The organism is Sphingobium olei (assembly GCF_042678845.1).
GTDB classification, from domain to species: Bacteria; Pseudomonadota; Alphaproteobacteria; order Sphingomonadales; family Sphingomonadaceae; genus Sphingobium; species Sphingobium olei.
The window spans coordinates 201,937-218,703 of sequence record NZ_JBHTLS010000134.1 but is presented as its reverse complement, the minus strand read 5'-3'; the positions used below and the strand labels follow the sequence as shown (position 1 = coordinate 218,703).

The 16,767-nt window shown below is 66.3% G+C and carries 15 protein-coding genes, 1 tRNA gene and 1 riboswitch; of the genes, 7 read left to right on the top strand and 9 right to left on the bottom strand.

Annotated features, from left to right (window positions below; translation table 11 throughout):
• Positions 1-72: 72 nt before the first annotated feature.
• Genes ACFQ24_RS19080 through ACFQ24_RS19060 form a run of 5 tightly spaced genes read left to right on the top strand, consistent with a single transcriptional unit; the run spans position 73 to position 3,096 of the window.
• Positions 73-1,257 carry a cysteine desulfurase gene (locus ACFQ24_RS19080; RefSeq protein ID WP_380914394.1) on the top strand — a complete coding sequence of 395 codons (1,185 nt, stop codon included), beginning with the start codon at positions 73-75 and terminating at the stop codon, positions 1,255-1,257.
• Positions 1,250-1,723 carry an SUF system Fe-S cluster assembly protein gene (locus tag ACFQ24_RS19075; RefSeq protein ID WP_380914109.1) on the top strand — a complete coding sequence of 158 codons (474 nt, stop codon included), beginning with the start codon at positions 1,250-1,252 and terminating at the stop codon, positions 1,721-1,723. Before ACFQ24_RS19080 ends, ACFQ24_RS19075 begins: the two co-directional genes overlap by 8 nt.
• The gene (locus ACFQ24_RS19070) at positions 1,723-2,082 is read left to right on the top strand and encodes a HesB/IscA family protein (protein ID WP_380914107.1); all 360 of its coding nucleotides are present in this window, start codon (positions 1,723-1,725) and stop codon (positions 2,080-2,082) included. Before ACFQ24_RS19075 ends, ACFQ24_RS19070 begins: the two co-directional genes overlap by 1 nt.
• 17 nt (positions 2,083-2,099) lie before the next feature.
• Positions 2,100-2,894, top strand: coding sequence for an SDR family NAD(P)-dependent oxidoreductase (locus ACFQ24_RS19065; RefSeq protein ID WP_380914105.1), 795 nt, complete (start codon positions 2,100-2,102; stop codon positions 2,892-2,894).
• Positions 2,895-2,949: 55 nt separating this feature from the next.
• Complete coding sequence (locus tag ACFQ24_RS19060; RefSeq protein ID WP_380914103.1) at positions 2,950-3,096, top strand: hypothetical protein; 147 nt, start codon at positions 2,950-2,952, stop codon at positions 3,094-3,096.
• 10 nt (positions 3,097-3,106) lie between these two features.
• Here ACFQ24_RS19060 and ACFQ24_RS19055 read toward each other — a convergent pair whose 3' ends face one another.
• Positions 3,107-4,015, bottom strand: a complete 909-nt coding sequence (locus ACFQ24_RS19055) for a DMT family transporter (protein WP_380914101.1) — start codon at positions 4,013-4,015, stop codon at positions 3,107-3,109.
• Positions 4,012-5,028 (bottom strand): threonine aldolase family protein, encoded by a 1,017-nt coding sequence (locus ACFQ24_RS19050; protein ID WP_380914099.1) that lies wholly within the window; start codon positions 5,026-5,028, stop codon positions 4,012-4,014. Before ACFQ24_RS19050 ends, ACFQ24_RS19055 begins: the two co-directional genes overlap by 4 nt.
• Positions 5,029-5,187: 159 nt before the next feature.
• On the opposite strand from ACFQ24_RS19050, the gene ACFQ24_RS19045 reads away from it, so the two are divergent.
• Positions 5,188-6,279, top strand: coding sequence for a branched-chain amino acid aminotransferase (locus ACFQ24_RS19045; protein WP_380914097.1), 1,092 nt, complete (start codon positions 5,188-5,190; stop codon positions 6,277-6,279).
• A 131-nt stretch (positions 6,280-6,410) separates the two neighbouring features.
• Here ACFQ24_RS19045 and ACFQ24_RS19040 read toward each other — a convergent pair.
• Positions 6,411-6,497: transfer RNA gene (locus ACFQ24_RS19040), tRNA-Leu, on the bottom strand.
• A gap of 161 nt (positions 6,498-6,658) precedes the next feature.
• On the opposite strand from ACFQ24_RS19040, the gene ACFQ24_RS19035 reads away from it, so the two are divergent.
• Positions 6,659-7,144, top strand: a complete 486-nt coding sequence (locus ACFQ24_RS19035) for a hypothetical protein (RefSeq protein ID WP_380914095.1) — start codon at positions 6,659-6,661, stop codon at positions 7,142-7,144.
• Positions 7,145-7,147: 3 nt separating this feature from the next.
• On the opposite strand, the gene gltB is transcribed toward ACFQ24_RS19035, so the two are convergent.
• The 6 genes from gltB to ACFQ24_RS19005 all read right to left on the bottom strand — a co-directional run bounded on the left by gltB (position 7,148) and on the right by ACFQ24_RS19005 (position 16,536).
• Positions 7,148-11,668, bottom strand: a complete 4,521-nt coding sequence (gltB, locus tag ACFQ24_RS19030; protein ID WP_380914392.1) for a glutamate synthase large subunit — start codon at positions 11,666-11,668, stop codon at positions 7,148-7,150.
• A complete protein-coding gene (locus tag ACFQ24_RS19025) occupies positions 11,668-12,393 on the bottom strand; it encodes a DUF2059 domain-containing protein (RefSeq protein WP_380914093.1) in 726 nt (241 codons plus the stop codon). The genes gltB and ACFQ24_RS19025 overlap by 1 nt, the downstream gene beginning before the upstream one ends.
• Entirely contained in the window at positions 12,390-13,841 is a 1,452-nt protein-coding gene (locus tag ACFQ24_RS19020; RefSeq protein ID WP_380914091.1) for an NAD(P)-dependent oxidoreductase, read from the bottom strand. The genes ACFQ24_RS19025 and ACFQ24_RS19020 overlap by 4 nt, the downstream gene beginning before the upstream one ends.
• A 165-nt stretch (positions 13,842-14,006) precedes the next feature.
• A complete protein-coding gene (locus tag ACFQ24_RS19015) occupies positions 14,007-14,813 on the bottom strand; it encodes an undecaprenyl-diphosphate phosphatase (protein ID WP_380914089.1) in 807 nt (268 codons plus the stop codon).
• A gap of 113 nt (positions 14,814-14,926) precedes the next feature.
• Positions 14,927-15,853, bottom strand: coding sequence for a complex I NDUFA9 subunit family protein (locus ACFQ24_RS19010; protein WP_380914087.1), 927 nt, complete (start codon positions 15,851-15,853; stop codon positions 14,927-14,929).
• 104 nt (positions 15,854-15,957) lie between these two features.
• Positions 15,958-16,536 (bottom strand): TMEM165/GDT1 family protein, encoded by a 579-nt coding sequence (locus ACFQ24_RS19005; protein WP_380914085.1) that lies wholly within the window; start codon positions 16,534-16,536, stop codon positions 15,958-15,960.
• A gap of 97 nt (positions 16,537-16,633) precedes the next feature.
• Positions 16,634-16,752, bottom strand: a riboswitch (yybP-ykoY riboswitch).
• Between the last annotated feature and the right edge of the window lie 15 nt (positions 16,753-16,767).

Sequence of the window (16,767 nt, the reverse complement as noted above, 5' to 3'; positions counted from 1 at the left end):
TCCGTTCGGGCTGAGCCTAGCGAAGCCCAGCGCGCGTCCTTCGACAAGCTCAGGACGAACGGGCTTCTCAATCTGCGCCACGATTTCCCTGGCGTCGGCAACTGGCATTATCTCGACAGCGCGGCGACGGCGCAGAAGCCGCAGGCGGTGATCGACGCGATCGCGCGGGCCTATGGCCCGGATTATGCGACGGTGCATCGCGGCGTCTATGAGCGGTCGGCGAACATGACGCTCGCCTATGAGGCGGCGCGGCGCAAGGTGGCGCGCTTCATAGGCGCGGGGGCGGACAGCGAGATCGTCTATGTCCGTGGTGCGACCGAGGGGATCAACCTGGTCGCGCACAGCTGGGCGGGCACGCAGCTCAAGACGGGTGACCGCATCCTGCTGTCGATGTTGGAGCATCACAGCAATATCGTGCCGTGGCAGATCGTCGCGGAGCGCGTGGGCGCGGCCATCGATGTCGTGCCCCTGACGGCGGACGGGCGGATCGACCTCGACGCGATGGCGGCGATGATCACGCCCGCGCACAAGCTGGTCGCGCTGGCCCATGTATCGAACGTGCTGGGCAGCGTGCTGGACGTGCGGCGCGCGGCGGATATCGCGCATTCGGTCGGTGCGAAAATCCTCATCGACGGGTGCCAGGCGGTGCCGCGGCTGGCGGTCGATGTGCAGGCGCTCGATTGCGACTTCTACGTCTTTTCCGCGCACAAGCTCTACGGCCCGACCGGGATCGGGGTGCTGTGGGCGCGCAAGGAATTGCTCGACGCGATGCCGCCCTATCAGGGGGGCGGATCGATGATCGACAAGGTGACGTTCGAGAAGACCACCTATGCCCCCGCGCCTACGCGGTTCGAGGCGGGGACGCCCCACATCACCGGCGTCGTGGGCCTGTCCGCCGCGATCGATTATGTCGAAAGCATCGGGCTTGATCGCATCCACGCGCATGAATGCGCGCTGGTGGGCCGGGCGCGCGCGGCGCTGGAGCAGATCAACAGCGTGCGCGTGTTCGGGCCGGAAGACAGCGCGGGTATCCTCTCCTTCGAGGTGGAGGGGGTGCATCCGCACGATGTCGGCACCATATTGGACGAGACGGGCGTGGCGATCCGCGCCGGCCACCACTGCGCCCAGCCCCTGATGCGGCATCTGGGCGTCGAGGCGACCGCGCGGGCAAGCTTTGGCATTTACAGCGACGAGAGCGATGTGGACGCGCTGGTCGCGGGACTGGAACGGGTAAGGAAGATCTTCGCCAATGACTGAAATGAATAGCGAAGAGCGCAAGATATTGGTGGAAGAGGTGGACGCGGTGGAAGCGCCGCCCAAGGCGCGCGTGGAAGAGGCGGAGGCCGCCCCCCGCCAGCGCGACTATCTGGACGGGTTCCTGGCGCAGAAGCCGACGGAAGCCGCGGCTGGGGAGCCGGGCGGCAGCGTCTATGACGGGATCATCGACGCGCTGAAGGAAATCTTCGATCCCGAAATCCCGGTCAACATCTATGACCTTGGCCTGATCTACGGCGTCGATGTGACGGAGGACGGCCATGCGGTCGTCACCATGACGCTGACGACGCCGCACTGCCCGGTGGCGGAATCCATGCCCGCCGAGGTCGAACTGCGCGTCGGCGCGGTGCCGGGGGTGGGGGATGTGGAAGTCAACCTCGTCTGGGATCCGCCATGGGATCCGCAGAAGATGAGCGACGAGGCGAAGCTCGAACTGGGAATGCTCTGATGACTGTCGAGACCAAGACCCGCGCCCGCCCCGCCGCCGTCATCCTGACGCCGAACGCGGAGGCACGCATCGCGCAATTGATGGGGCAGGCACCCGAAGGCGCGATCGGCGTCAAGCTGTCGACGCCGCGCCGGGGCTGTTCGGGCCTTGCCTATTCGGTCGATTATGTGACGCAGGAGGTGAAGTTCGACGAGAAGATCGAGACGCCCGGCGGCACCTTCTACATCGACGGCGGATCGGTGCTCTATCTCGTCGGATCGACGATGGACTGGGTGGAGGATGATTTCACCGCCGGGTTCGTCTTTAACAATCCGAACGCCAAGGGCAGCTGCGGCTGCGGCGAGAGCTTTACGGTCTGACGCGCGTTTCGCTTGCGATGCCCCATCTGCTGATCCTTGGCATGGGCTATACGGCCGGGCGGTTGGCGGCCCGGTTGCGGGGCGAGGGGTGGCGCGTGACCGGGGTGCGGCGGAGCGCTGGTGACGGGGTGCTGGCCTTCGATGACGAGGATGCGGTGCGCGCCGCGATTGCCGGAGCGAGCCATATCCTTTCCTCCGTGCCGCCGGACCGAGACGGCGATCCTATCCTTGCCCGCTATGGCGCGGCCATCGCTGCCGCGCCGGCGCTCTGGACCGGCTATCTCTCGTCCACCGGCGTCTACGGCGACACCGGCGGGGCGTGGGTGGATGAGGCAAGCCCGGTCGGCGTCGGACGGCGGATGGCGCGGGCGCAGGCGGATCTGCAATGGGGGGCGTTGCGCGCCGACATGCGGCGCTTTCGGTTACCGGGGATTTACGGGCCGGGGCGATCGGCGCTGGACAGGGTGCGGGAAGGGCGTGCGCATCGCATCGCGCTGCCCGATCAGGTCTTTAGCCGGGTGCATGTGGACGACATCGTCGCTGGCGTGATCGCGTCCTTCGACGGACCGGCGGGCGTCTATAACCTGGCGGACGACCTGCCGTGCGGCCAGAACCGCGTGATCGAGGCGGCCTGCGATATGCTGGGCGTGGTGTGGCCGCCATTGCAGACGATGGAAGAAGCGCAGCTTTCGCCGATGGCGCGAGGCTTCTATGCGGAAAACCGCCGGGTGGCGAACGGGCGGGCGAAGCGGCTGCTGGGCTGGTCGCCGCGCTATCCGACCTATGCCCATGGGCTGCGGGCCTGTCTGTGATGCGGTTCGTCGCGTGGTTTGCGCGGCGTTAACCAGCGGCGGCGACAAGCGGGGCATGACCCGTTTCGACAAGCGCTTCGCCGCCCTCAGCCACCGCATGAGCGACCTGTCCACGCCCGGCCGCGTCGGCGGATCGCCGCCCTCCATCGCCAGCCTGCTGGACAGGGTGAACGCCGCCAAGCAGCGTTATCAGGTCCGTTGAATCCGCGCCGTCATGCCGCCTTGGCGCGCAGGGCGATCGCCATGCCCGCCACTGCCAGCAGCGCGCCCGCAATGGCGAGCGGCGACCAGCGATAGCCCTCGACCAGCGTCGAGATGAGCATTGCTATGACCGGGATGAGGACACTGGTATAGGCGGCGCGCCCTGCCCCCATCCGCTGGATCAGGCTGAAATAGAGCGGGAAGGTGACGACCGATCCCGCTATGCCCAGCCAGGCGACGCCCAGCAGATAGGGGGGGCGGGTGTTGAACACAGGTGGGCCGACCGTCGCCCAGGCGAGCGCCGCGTCCAGCGCCGCGCCGATCAGCATCGCCCATGTCAGCACCGCCACCATCGGCAGCCGCCGGGCGATCTGCATCCCCTGCATGACGTTGGCGGCCGATGCGCTGAGCAGTCCTGCGATCGAGAAGGCCGCGCCCAGCAGCACGGCTTCAGGCTGGACCGCCCCACCTACCAATGACGCGGCGCGATATTCGTGTAGCAGCATGAGGACGATGCCCGTCACCGCCACGATCGATCCGCCGATGAAGGCGCGGCTGACCGGCTGGCGGAAGATCAGCCAGGCCAGAATCGAATTGGGGATGAGCAGCATCGCGTAGAGGACGGCGACCACGCCCGACGTCAGGAAATGTTCGGCGCGGTAGACGAAATTGAAGTTCATGACGAACTGCGCGACGCCCAGCGCGGCCGCGAACAGCAGCCCGGCGGGGCCGATGCCGAGCGGCACCCGCCGCATCTTCGCGAAGATCGCCATGGCGACCCCGGCGAGCAGGAAGCGGTAGCAGACCGACCAGCTGGCCGGGACCGACCCGATCTGATCGCGGATGACGATCCAGGTCGAACTCCAGATCAGGGTGACGAGAATGAAGGGGAGGGCGACGCCGCCTTTTGGTGCGCTCACGGATCGAGCGCCTTCAACGCGGCGGCGAGCGGGGCGACGCTCGCGGCATCCTGCGCCCAGTTGGTGACCAGCCGGGCCGCGCCTTCGCCCCAGTCGTAGAAGTCGAAGCCTGCGGCGCGCAACTGCGCGGCCTCCCGGGCGCTCAGGCGGAGGAAGAGCTCGTTGGCTTCCACCGGGTGGAGCAGGCGGGTTGGGACGCTCTGCGCCAGCGCCTGCGCGGCGGCGTTGGCGGCGCGGGCGTTGGCGAGCCACAGGTCGTCTTCGATCATTGCGAGGATTTGGGCGGCAAGATAGCGGCCCTTGGAAAAGAGATGGCCTGACCGCTTGCGCCAGCGCTTGGCTTCAGTGGCGCGTGCGTCCGCCTGCGGGCCGAAGAAGAGCAAAGCCTCCCCCACCATGCCGCCATTCTTGACGCAGCCGAAGGAGAGCGCGTCCACTCCGGCACGCCATGTAATGTCGGCGGGCGCGCAGCCCAGGTGCGCGATCGCATTGGCGAAGCGCGCGCCGTCCATGTGGAAGCCAAGACCATGAGCGCGGGCAAGGTCGCCCAGCGCGGCGACTTCGGCGGGCGTATAGACACGGCCATATTCGGTCGCCTGCGTGATGCTGATCGCGCGGGCGGGCGACTGGTGTACGTCCCCGCGGATCGTCGCAAGCCGGCCGGCCACCATGTCGGGCGTCAGCTTCGCGCCGTCGCCGGGTAGCGTCATCAGCGTCGCGCCGTGGGTGAAGAAGCCCGGCGCGCCGCATTCGTCGGCGACGATATGCGCCTCTTCATGCGTGAGGATACCGCCATAGGGCGGGCAAAGCGTCGCGAGCGCGATGCAGTTTGCTGCCGTGCCGGTCGCGACCCACAGCGCCCTCACTTCCGTTTCGAACAGTGTGGAAAAGGCGCCGTCCAGCCGGGCGCTCCAGGCGTCGCCGTCATAGCCATGGTCGGCATGGTCTGCGGCGGCGATCGCAGCCATGACGGGCGGGCAGACGGGCGTCGTATTGTCGGAAAAGAAGTGCATGGACGGGAGCGATAGCGGGGCTGCAACCGGTCGAGAAGAGGCCAGCATGACCCGGCTGGCCGTCGCCATCCGAAATTGGTCAGTATATATGACCCATTGTTTCATGGGCCGCTCTGTGACATAGGCGGCCCCTTCGAGCCAGACCCAAGGAGACTCACAATGGCCGCCGAGCAGATGTCGCGCTTCACCGTCACCCGCAACAGCCAGGCTGTCGCGGCGAACGAGCGCGCCGTACTGCTTGAGGATCCCGGGTTCGGCCGGCTCTTCACCGACCATATGGTGACGATCCGCTACACCGAGGGGCAGGGATGGCACAGCCACAAGGTCGAGCCGCGCAAGCCCTTCGAAATGGACCCGGCCTGCGCCGTGCTCCATTATGCGCAGGAGATTTTTGAGGGCATGAAGGCCTATCGGCTGGGGGACGGGCGGATCGCCATGTTCCGGCCGGAGGAAAATGCCCGACGCTTTGCGGATTCGGCCGAGCGGCTCGCCATGCCGGTGCTGCCGGAAGATCTGTTCCTGGAAGCGTGCGAGGAGCTGGTGAGGATCGACGCCGACTGGATTCCCGGCGGGGAGGGCAGCCTGTACCTGCGGCCCTTCCAGTTCGCCAGCGAGGCATTTCTGGGTGTGCGCCCGTCCAACGAATATATCTTCTGTGTGATCGCATCGCCCGCGGGCGCCTATTTCAAGGGCGGCAAGAAGGCGGTGACTTTGTGGGTGTCGGAACATTATACCCGCGCGGCGCGGGGCGGCACGGGTGCGGCCAAGTGCGGCGGCAACTATGCCGCCAGCCTGGTGGCGCAGAAGGAAGCGATCGGCCATGGCTGCGACCAGGTCGTCTTCCTCGACGCGGCGGAGAATAAGTGGGTCGAGGAACTGGGCGGCATGAACGTCTTCTTCGTGATGGACGACGGGTCGATCGTCACCCCGCCGCTGACCGGCACTATCCTGCCCGGCATCACCCGCAATTCGATCATCAGCCTGGCCCGCGCCAAGGGGCATGAGGTGCGCGAGGAACCCTACAGCTTCGCCCAGTGGCGCGAGGACGCCGCGAGCGGCCGCCTGCGCGAAGCATTCGCCTGCGGCACCGCGGCGGTGGTGACCCCCATCGGCACGGTCAAGAGCGTGGGCGGCGACTTCACGGTCGGCAATGGCGATGGCGGCATCGTGACCGACAGCCTGCGCGCGGAGCTGACCGGCATCCAGCGCGGCACGGTGGCCGATCCGGCCGGATGGGTGCGGACGATCTGACATCCCGCACAAGGGGACGGGAAGCGGCTGGCGGGGCTTTCGGGTCTCGCCGGCCGTTTTGCTGTGTGACGCCAAAGGTACGCTGGAGCGGCCTGCCCGGCTTTAGCGGATAATGCTGCTGTCAGGGGTGATGGTGCGGTCGAGAAGACTCGAACTTCCACGGCCTTTCGGCCACAACGACCTCAACGTTGCGCGTCTACCAATTCCGCCACGACCGCACATCAACAGGGAAACCGGCGGGGCCGGTGCCTTGGTAGGAGGCGGCCCTTAGCAAAGGCTTTTGGGTCATGCAACAACCGATCGCACTTTGCGTTATGATCGATCGGAGACGATGACGCCGCGCGGCAGGAGAGGGCCGTGAGGCGCGGGAGACAGGGTTATGCCGCTGATAAACTGGATGCCGGCGGGCGCGACTTTGGCGGCCGCGATGGTCATGGGCGTGAGCCTGGGTTCCTATGCGACCAGCCAGCCGCGATCGGTGGTCGACGAGCCGGTGGAGGATGCTTCCTACGCGGCCGGCACAACCCAGCCGGAAGCGACTGTGGCGATGGCGGGTCCGGTCGAGGTCAAGTGCACCGGCTGTGGGCCGAGCCTGGAGGAGCGTCGCTGGCGCGCCGAAAACGCCGGCTGGGACAGCGGTCTGTCCGCCAGTGACAGTGGAGACCGCGTCGTGCGCGATTATTATGCGCAGCTGCCGGCCGACGATCCTTCGCCGACGCTTGCGGACGAGCCGTCGACGGCGCAGGTCGATCCACTGCCGGACAATGTCGCCCGCTTCGCCCGTGGCGAAATGGGCGGGCAGGCTGCCCCTGTTGCGACAGAAGCTGAAGCGCCGCCCCTCGTCAGGACAGCGGCGCTGCAATAGCCATCATTCGGCGGCGACGGTTACGGCCGACGCGTCGCTCAGGGGATGAGCCAGGCGGTTCACCATCTCCTTCGGGCAAACCTGCCAGATGTAGCGGCGCCAGCGATCCCAATCGTCGAGGATGGTGTTCGACCAGCGGCTGTCGGTCGCCACGGCATGTTCGGCGATCAGCGCCTTCACCTGCGCTTCCCAATGGGCGCTGTCGAGCCGCTGCCAGACGATGCTTTCGGGGTTGGCCTGCGCGGCGAAGCTGCCGTCCTCGTCGAGGATGAAGGCCATGCCGCCGGTCATGCCAGCGCCGAAATTCGCGCCGACCTTGCCCAGGATGACCGCCGTGCCGCCGGTCATATATTCGCAGCCGTTCGCGCCGCAGCCTTCGACCACGACCTGCGCGCCCGAATTGCGGACGGCGAAGCGCTCGCCCGCCTGCCCTGCGGCGAACAGCTTGCCGCTGGTCGCGCCGTAGAGGACGGTGTTGCCGATGATGGTGTTGTCCTTCGACGACAGCGGCGAGGAGACGGTGGTGCGCACCTTGATGATGCCGCCCGAAAGTCCCTTGCCTACATAGTCGTTGGCGTCGCCGAACACTTCCAGGGTGATGCCCTTGCACAGGAACGCGCCCAGCGACTGGCCCGCGCTTCCGCGCAGCCGGACGGTCAGGTGCCCGTCCGCCAGCGTCGACATGCCGAACCGTTCGGTGACGGCGGCCGACAGGCGGGTGCCCACCGCGCGGTGCGTGTTGCGCACCGTATAGGTGAGCTGCATCTTTTCGCCGCGTTCGAATACGGCGCGCGCGTCCTTCATCATTTGCGCGTCCAGACTGTCGGGAACCGGGTTGCGTCCGTCCAGGCTGAAGCGGCGCTGGTCGTCCGGCGCGTCCACCTTGGCGAGGATAGGGTTGAGGTCGAGATCGTCCAGATGCTCCGCGCCGCGATTGACCTGCTTCAAGAGTTCGGTGCGGCCGATCACCTCGTCCAGGCTGCGGAAGCCCAGCCGGGCAAGGATTTCGCGCACTTCCTCCGCGATGAAGGTCATGAGGTTGATGACCTTCTCCGGCGTGCCGGTGAATTTCTGACGCAGCTTTTCGTCCTGCACGCACACGCCCACCGGACAGGTGTTGCTGTGGCACTGGCGCACCATGATGCAGCCCATGGCGACGAGGCTCAGCGTCCCGATGCCATATTCCTCCGCGCCCAGGATCGCGGCGATGACGATGTCGCGGCCGGTCTTGAGGCCGCCATCGGTGCGCAGCTTCACACGATGGCGCAGGCCATTGAGGGTCAGCACCTGATTGGTTTCGGATAGGCCCATTTCCCAGGGGGTGCCGGCATATTTGATGCTGGTCTGAGGCGATGCGCCGGTGCCGCCGACATGGCCGGCGACCAGGATGACGTCGGCATGGGCCTTCGCCACGCCCGCGGCCACGGTGCCGATGCCGGCCTGGCTCACTAGCTTCACGCACACCTTCGCGCGCGGGTTGATCTGCTTGCAGTCGTAGATGAGCTGCGCGAGATCCTCGATCGAATAGATGTCGTGGTGCGGCGGCGGCGAGATGAGCGTCACGCCGGGCGTCGAATGGCGCAGCTTCGCGATGAACTCCGTCACCTTGAAGCCGGGTAGCTGGCCGCCCTCGCCGGGCTTGGCGCCCTGCGCAACCTTGATCTCGATCTCCTCGGCGGAGCCCAGATATTCCGCATGGACGCCGAACCGGCCGGACGCGATCTGCTTGATGACCGAATTGGCGTTGTCGCCATTCTCATAGGGCTTGAAGCGGTTCGCATCCTCGCCGCCTTCGCCGGACACGGCCTTGGCGCCGATGCGGTTCATCGCGATGGCGAGCGTCTCGTGCGCTTCGGGCGAGAGTGCGCCCAGGCTCATGCCCGGCGTCACGAAGCGCTTGCGGATTTCGGTGGTCGCCTCGACCTCGTCAATGGGGACGGCTTCGCGGGCGAAGTTGAACTCCATCAGATCGCGCAGATAGACCGGCGGCAGGTCGCGCACGCCGCGCGAGAATTGCAGATAGGTCGAATAGCTGTCGGTCGCCACGGCGGTCTGGAGCAGGTGCATGAGCTGCGCCGAATAGGCGTGGCTTTCGCCCCCGTTGCGCTGGCGATAGAAGCCGCCGACCGGCAGGCGGACGACCGCGGCCTCGAACGCCTTTTCGTGGCGCAGCATCGCGCTGTAATGGAGCGAGGCATAGCCTTCGCCCGAAATCTTGGCCGGCATGCCGGGGAAGAGATCGTTCACCAGCGCGCGGGACAGGCCCACCGCCTCGAAATTATAGCCGCCGCGATAGGAGCTGATGACCGCGATGCCCATCTTGGACATGATCTTCAGCAGGCCTTCGTTGATCGCGGTGCGATAGCGTTCGACGCACTGGTCGAAGCTGAGGTCGCCGAACAGGCCGCGCGCGTGCCGGTCCGCGATACTGGCTTCGGCCAGATAGGCGTTCACCGTGGTCGCGCCCACGCCGATCAACACCGCGAAATAATGGGTGTCGATCGCTTCGGAGCAACGGACGTTGATCGATGCGTAGGAGCGCAGCCCCTTGCGCACCAGATGGGTGTGTACGGCGGCGGCGGCGAGGACGCCCTGGATCGCGACGCGGTCGGCGCTGACGCCCTCGTCCGTCAGGAAGATTTCGGTGCGGCCTTCGCGCACGGCCTGCTCCGCCTCCTCGCGGATGCGGCGGATCGCGGCGCGCAATTGCTCCTGCCCGCCGCTCGACGGGAAGGTGCAGTCGATTTCCGCCACGGCCGGGCCGAAATAGGCCTTTAGCCGCGCCCATTCGGCGCTGGTGACGACGGGCGAATCGAGCACCAGCACATGGCTGTTCTGCGCCCCTTCCTCCAGAATGTTGTGGAGGTTGGAAAAGCGCGTCTTGAGGCTCATGACATAGCGTTCGCGCAGCGGATCGATTGGCGGGTTCGTGACCTGGCTGAAATTCTGCCGGAAGAAATGGCTGATCGTGCGCGGCTTGTCGGAAATGACGGCGAGCGGCGTATCGTCGCCCATGGAGCCGACCGCTTCCTTCGCATCCTCGACCATGGGGCTGAGGATCAGCTCCATATCCTCCAGCGTCAGGTTGGCGGCGACCTGGCGGCGGGTGAGTTCCGTCTTGTCCCAGACCGGCAGCGCGCTGGGCGCTTCCGCCAGGTCGTTGACGGTCAGGAAGTCCTTGATGAGGTCGCCATAGGGGCGCTCGGCGGCGATCCGGTCCTTGATCGCGCGATCATCATAGATCTCGCCTTCGTTGAGATCGACGGCGATCATCTGGCCGGGGCCCATGCGGCCCTTCTTGACGATGGTGGTTTCGGGCACCACGACCATGCCGGTTTCGGAGCCGACGATCAGCAGATTGTCGCCGGTCAGCGTATAGCGCAGCGGCCGCAATGCGTTGCGGTCCACGCCGGCGACGACCCAGCGGCCGTCCGTCATGGCGAGCGCGGCCGGGCCGTCCCACGGTTCCATCACGGAGGCGAGATATTCATACATGTCCGCATGGGGCTTTGGCAGGTCGGCGCTGTCCGACTGCCAGGCTTCGGGGACGAGCATGAGCTTGGCCGTGGGCGCGTCGCGGCCCGAGCGGCAGATCGCCTCGAACACCGCGTCGAGGGCGGCGGTGTCGGATGCGCCGGCGGGGATCACGGGCTTGATGTCCTCCGACTGTTCGCCGAACGCCAGGGAGGCCATCTTGATCTCGTGGCTCTTCATCCAGTTCTTGTTGCCGCGGATCGTGTTGATCTCGCCATTATGCGCCAGCGTGCGGAACGGCTGGGCCAGCCACCATTGCGGGAAGGTGTTGGTGGAATAGCGCTGGTGGAAGATCGCGACGCGGCTTTCGAACCGTTCGTCCTGAAGGTCGGGGTAGAAGACCGACAGCGATTCGGCGAGGAACAGCCCCTTGTAGATGATCGAGCGGCAGGACAGCGAGCAGACGTAGAAATCCTGGATCTGCGCGGCGATCACCTTCTTCTCGATCCGGCGGCGGATGAGGTAGAGATCCTTCTCGAACTCAGCGACGTCGCGTTCCTCCGGCATGGGGCCGGCGATCATGATCTGCTCGATCTCGGGCCGCGTGCGCTGCGCCTTTTCACCGATGACCGACACGTCGACCGGCACCTGGCGCCAGCCATAGATGGTGTAGCCCGCGTCGATGATCTCCGCCTCGACGATGGTGCGGCAGGTTTCCTGTGCCGAAAGGTCCGTGCGCGGCAGGAAGATCATGCCGACGGCGAGCCGGTTGGGCAGCGGCTTGTGGCCCGAATCCGCGATCGCGTCGTCGAAGAAGCGCACCGGCAGGTCGACATGGATGCCAGCGCCGTCGCCGGTCTTGCCGTCCGCGTCGACCGCGCCGCGATGCCACACGGCCTTCAGCGCATCGATGGCGGAGGCGACCACGCGCCGCGAAGGGCGGCCATCGGTCGCTGCGACCAAGCCCACGCCACAGGCGTCGCCTTCGAATTCGGGGCGGTACATGCCTTCGCGCGCGAGGCGGAGGCGTTCGGATTCCATGTGGTCCATCATTGTGCGACCTTCTTGGCGTCTGCGCCGAGCAGCGTTTCGAGGCGCTGGCGTTCGGCTGGGGTAAGATCCTTGTAGGAGCGGGGCTTGGGCAGCTTTGCGAGCTGCGCCTGCGACTCCTTCATGATGTCGGGCATGGCCTGCATCAATGCGGGCATCATCGACGTGACCTTCCCGATATAATGGGGATCGGTCGCAAGCTCCATGAAGCCCCCGCCGAACCGCGCACCGGCCGGCGTCCGCATGAACGCCCCGATCTGGTCGAGCTCCGCGGCGGTGTATCGGCTGGCGAAGGCTTCGGCCATGCCTTCGCGCATGTCGGGTTCGTAGCGGCTCATGAACCGGCCAAGGGCAGGCATCATGCCCCCCATCATGATGTGCATCCTCTCACGATAGGCAGGATCGACGATGGTCACGACCTGCTCGATCGTGGCGGGGCTGAGGCGATCGGCCTGCGCCGGGTCCATGCCGCCGGCCTTCATGAGATCGCGCACCGGCATCTTCGTCATGCCGTCAAGCATCGGACCGATCATCTTCTGCATCATGGGGCCCATCATGCGGGTCATGACCCCATCGGGGATGATGACGGCGGCGATGGGTCGGGCCTTGGCGAGCAAGGCGGGATCGACCGGCGCAAGAGTTTCGACGGATGTAGGCGCCGCCGAAGCCTGCGCCAGAGCGGGGACGGCCAGCGCCAGCAGCGGGATGGCGAGCAGGTGCCTCATGCCGCGACCCTTTCGCCGGCTGCGGCCTTCGCCTTCGCACGCAAATAACGATGCATATGTTCGGTGACGTCGCGGCCGTCGCGGATGGCCCAGACGACAAGGCTCGCGCCACGCACGATGTCGCCGGCGGCGAACACGCCGTCCATGCTGGTCATCATCGTCTTGTGATCGACGCGCAGCGTACCCCAGCGGGTGACGGAAAGGTCGTCCGAGCCGAACAGCCTGGGCAGATCCTCCGGATCATAGCCCAGCGCCTTGATGACGAGATCGGCTTCCAGCGTGTGCTCGCTGCCGGGGTCCGGTTCGGGCGCGCGGCGGCCCGACGCGTCGGGCTGGCCGAGGCGCATCTTCGTCACCTTGACGCCGGTCACTTGGCTTGTGCCTTCAAAGGCGATGGGGGCGGTCAGCCACACGAACTCGACGCCTTCCTCTTCCGCATTGGCGACTTCGCGCTGCGACCCCGGCATATTGTCCCGGTCGCGGCGGTAGAGGCACTTCACCGACTTCGCGCCCTGGCGGATCGCGGTGCGCACACAGTCCATCGCCGTGTCGCCGCCGCCGATGACGACGACATTCTTGCCGGTGGCGAGCAGGGTGCCGTCCTCATGTTCCGGCACGGCGTCGCCGAAGCCGGCCTTGTTGGACGCGGTGAGATAGTCGAGCGCCTTAACCACGCCCGCCGCGCCGACGCCGGGCGCCTTGATGTCGCGGGGCTTGTAGACGCCGGTGGCGATCAGGATGGCGTCATGGCGCTGGCGCAGTTCTTCCAGGCTGGCGTCGCGGCCGACCTCGAAGTTTTCGTGGAAGACGATGCCGCCGTCCTTGAGGCGCTGGACGCGGCGCATGACGACGTCCTTTTCCAGCTTGAAGCCGGGAATGCCGTAGGTCAGCAGGCCGCCCGCGCGGTCGTGCCGGTCATAGACATGCACGTCATGCCCTGCCGCGCGCAGATATTCCGCCGTGGTGAGGCCGGCGGGGCCGGCACCGATCACACCGATGGACTGGCCGGTCGGCGCGCCGGGAACCAGCGGTTCGACCCAGCCTTCCTTCCAGGCGGTGTCGGTGATGAATTTTTCGACCGACCCGATGGTGACCGCGCCGTGGCCGGAAAATTCGATGACGCAATTGCCTTCGCACAGGCGATCCTGCGGGCAGATGCGGCCGCAGATTTCCGGCATGGTGGAGGTGAGGTTGGACAGCTCATAGGCTTCGCGCAGCCGGCCCTCCGCCGTCAGGCGCAGCCAGTCGGGAATATGGTTGTGCAGTGGGCAATGGGTGGCGCAATAGGGGACGCCGCATTGCGAGCAGCGCGACGCCTGCTCCTCCGCCTTCTGGACCAGGAAGCTGCGGCTGATTTCGAGGAAATCGTCCGCACGATCGTCAGCGGCGCGCTTTTCCGGGTAGGATTGGCCCAAGCCCACGAACTTCAGCATCGGATTGTCGGCCATGAATGCGTCCCTGATTGAATGACAGGAGCGCGGATAGCAGAAAAACCCACGGAGTCACGCGGATTCTGCAATATAAGACAGCAAATATTACCTATTTATTGGGCAGAATTGAATTTACTCGATTTTCTTGGCAACAATCTTGCGCGATATAGGTCCGATGCGGCCTTATCGCGCCGCCAGCCAGATCAGCGCGGCCGCACCGGCGATGATTCGATACCAGGCGAAGGGCGCGAAACCGTGGCGCGACACCAGCCCGACGAAGGCGCGAATGACGACGATCGCCACAACGAAGGAGACGACGAAGCCGAGTGCGATGTCGCCCCAGCCGACCGTCGCGCTGGTTAGCTGGTCGCCTTTCTTGAGCAGTTCCAGCGCCGTCGCGCCCAGCATCGTGGGAATGGCGAGAAAGAAGCTGAACTCGGCGGCGGTGCGCCGTTCCACACCCAGCGTCAGCGCGCCCATGATCGTCGCGCCGGACCGGCTGACGCCGGGAACCATCGCAAGGCACTGGATGAAGCCGATCCCCAACACCCGGACGAGCGGGATGTCCGCAATGCCATGGAAGCGCTGTTCCTTCACCGCGCGCTCGATGAGGAGGATAGCGATGCCGCCCGCGATCAGCGCCCAGGCGACGACATGCGGCGCGCCAAGCAGGATTTCGATATAGTCGTGCAGCACGAGACCGATCACCGCCGCGGGAATGAAGGCGAGGATGAGGTTGCGCAGGAAGCGCCAGCTGACCGGCTCGCGGCGCAACAGGCCCATGCCCACCGCCCAGAAGGTGCGCCAGTAGAGCACCACCACGGCCAAGATCGCGCCCAGCTGGATAATGACGTTGAACATCGCCCAGGTGGACGCGTCATAGCCCAGCAGCTCGCTGGCAAGGATGAGGTGGCCGGTCGAGGAGACGGGCAGGAATTCGGTGAGCCCCTCCACGATGCCGAGCAGGATGACGGTGAGGATATGGTCCATGCAGGCGTGCTCCCGTTCTCGCTTCCTCGACAGGAAGGGTTCGCATCAGAGGATCGCGCCAACCCCGCCTTGAGCGGGTCCGGCGCGATCACAGGGGGTCGATACGCAGTCGATCAGGCCTTCGCGCGGCCGGCGAAGCGGCCGTGGCGGCGGTAGCGCACCAGCCAGCGGTCCGCGACGGCAGCAAGCGGCGTGGGCGACACGCCGAGCGCGGCGAGGCCTTGCGCCCCCGACACGGCGATATTGTCGCGGCCAAGCATCGCGAGCTGGTCGCGGGTGATGGGGCCGCCTGGCAGCATGGCCAGCAGCGAGGCGAAGGGGCCGGGCACGTCCACCAGCGGCCTGTCACGACCGATGGTCTTCGCGATCCAGCCGTTGATGTCCTTCAGGGACATGACCTGCGGGCCGGCGACTTCATAGGTCTTCCCGCCGTGGAGATCGGGCGCCTGCGCGGCATTCGCGATGGCGTGGGCGACGTCCGCGACATAGACGGGCTGAAATTTGGTCGCGCCGCTGACGACCGGGATGACGGGCGCCATGCTGATGATTTCGGCAAAGCGGTTGAGGAACTGGTCTTCCGGGCCGAAGATGATCGAGGGACGGATGATGGTGGCGTTGGGGAAGGCCGCCTTGACCGCGGCTTCGCCAGCCGCCTTGGACCGGCCGTAGGCGGAGGGGCTTTCCGGGTCCGCGCCGATCGCCGACACATGGACCAGCGCTGTCACGCCGGCTGCCGAGGCGGCCTTTGCGACATTGGACGCGCCCTGATGATGGAACGCGTCGAAGTCGCCGGCCAGGATGCCGACCAGGTTGATCACGACGTCGCTGCCATGGATGGCGCGGGTCACGCTTTCGGGCTTGCGGATGTCGGCGGCGACGAACTGGCTCTGGCCCAGCGCGCCGAGCGGCTTCACCTTGACGGCGGTGGCGAGGTCGCGCTGCGCGATCCGCACGCGCGCGCCGCGCGCCATCAGCGCCTGGGCGACCTGCCGGCCCAGAAAGCCGCCGCCGCCGAAGATGGTTACGAGACTGTCCTTCATCACGCGGACCCCATGTCTTTCAAAGGTTGTAGATGACTCTGGTTCAACCCCTTGCAACAGCCGCCGCGCGCTGACAACCGCCGCGCGCAAGCAGCCGCCCTTTTTTAGCCCAGCCAGCCCTGAAGATCGGCCAGCATCCACAGGCCGAGCAGCAGGAAGAGCAGCGCCGCGCCGATCTGAAGCGCGCGCATCGGCACTTTCTTCGCCAGCGCTTCGCCGAACAGGACGGCGGGGACATTGGCGATCATCATGCCCAGCGTGGTGCCCATGGTGACGGCGAACAGATTGTCGAAGCGCGCGCCGAGCGCCACTGTCGCCACCTGGGTCTTGTCGCCCATTTCGACGAGGAAGAAGGCGACCAGCGTGGTCATGAACACGCCCGCCTTCGACGGCGCCTTGAGCGGGGCGTCGGCGTCGATCTTGTCGGGGATCAGGGTCCAGCCGGCCATGAGGATGAAGGAAGCAGCGACGGCGTAGCGGAACCAGGGCTGGGTCAGCACGCCGGCGATCGAATGACCGACCAGCGCGGCGAGGAAATGATTGGCGACGGTCGCGCCGAAGATGCCGAGGATGATCGGCACGGGCTTGCGGAAGCGGGTGGCGAGCAGCATCGCCAGCAGCTGCGTCTTGTCGCCCATTTCGGCGAGCGCCACCAGCGCGGCGGATGTCAGAAGGGCTTCCATTCAGGCGTTCCGGGGCCGGGCGGAGACGATCGACACAATGCCATCACCGTCCTCCGCCCGGCCGGGCAACAGAACGAAGATGCCATTGGTCTCGCCCGATGCGGCCGTTCCTAACGGACGGCGACACATCCCATATGCCATGACCTCTCGGCCAAATATGTTGACATATGGCCCGTCCCATTTGGAACGGCTGGCTACTCCCCAGATGACGCGCTAGCCTCTAGTCGAGCG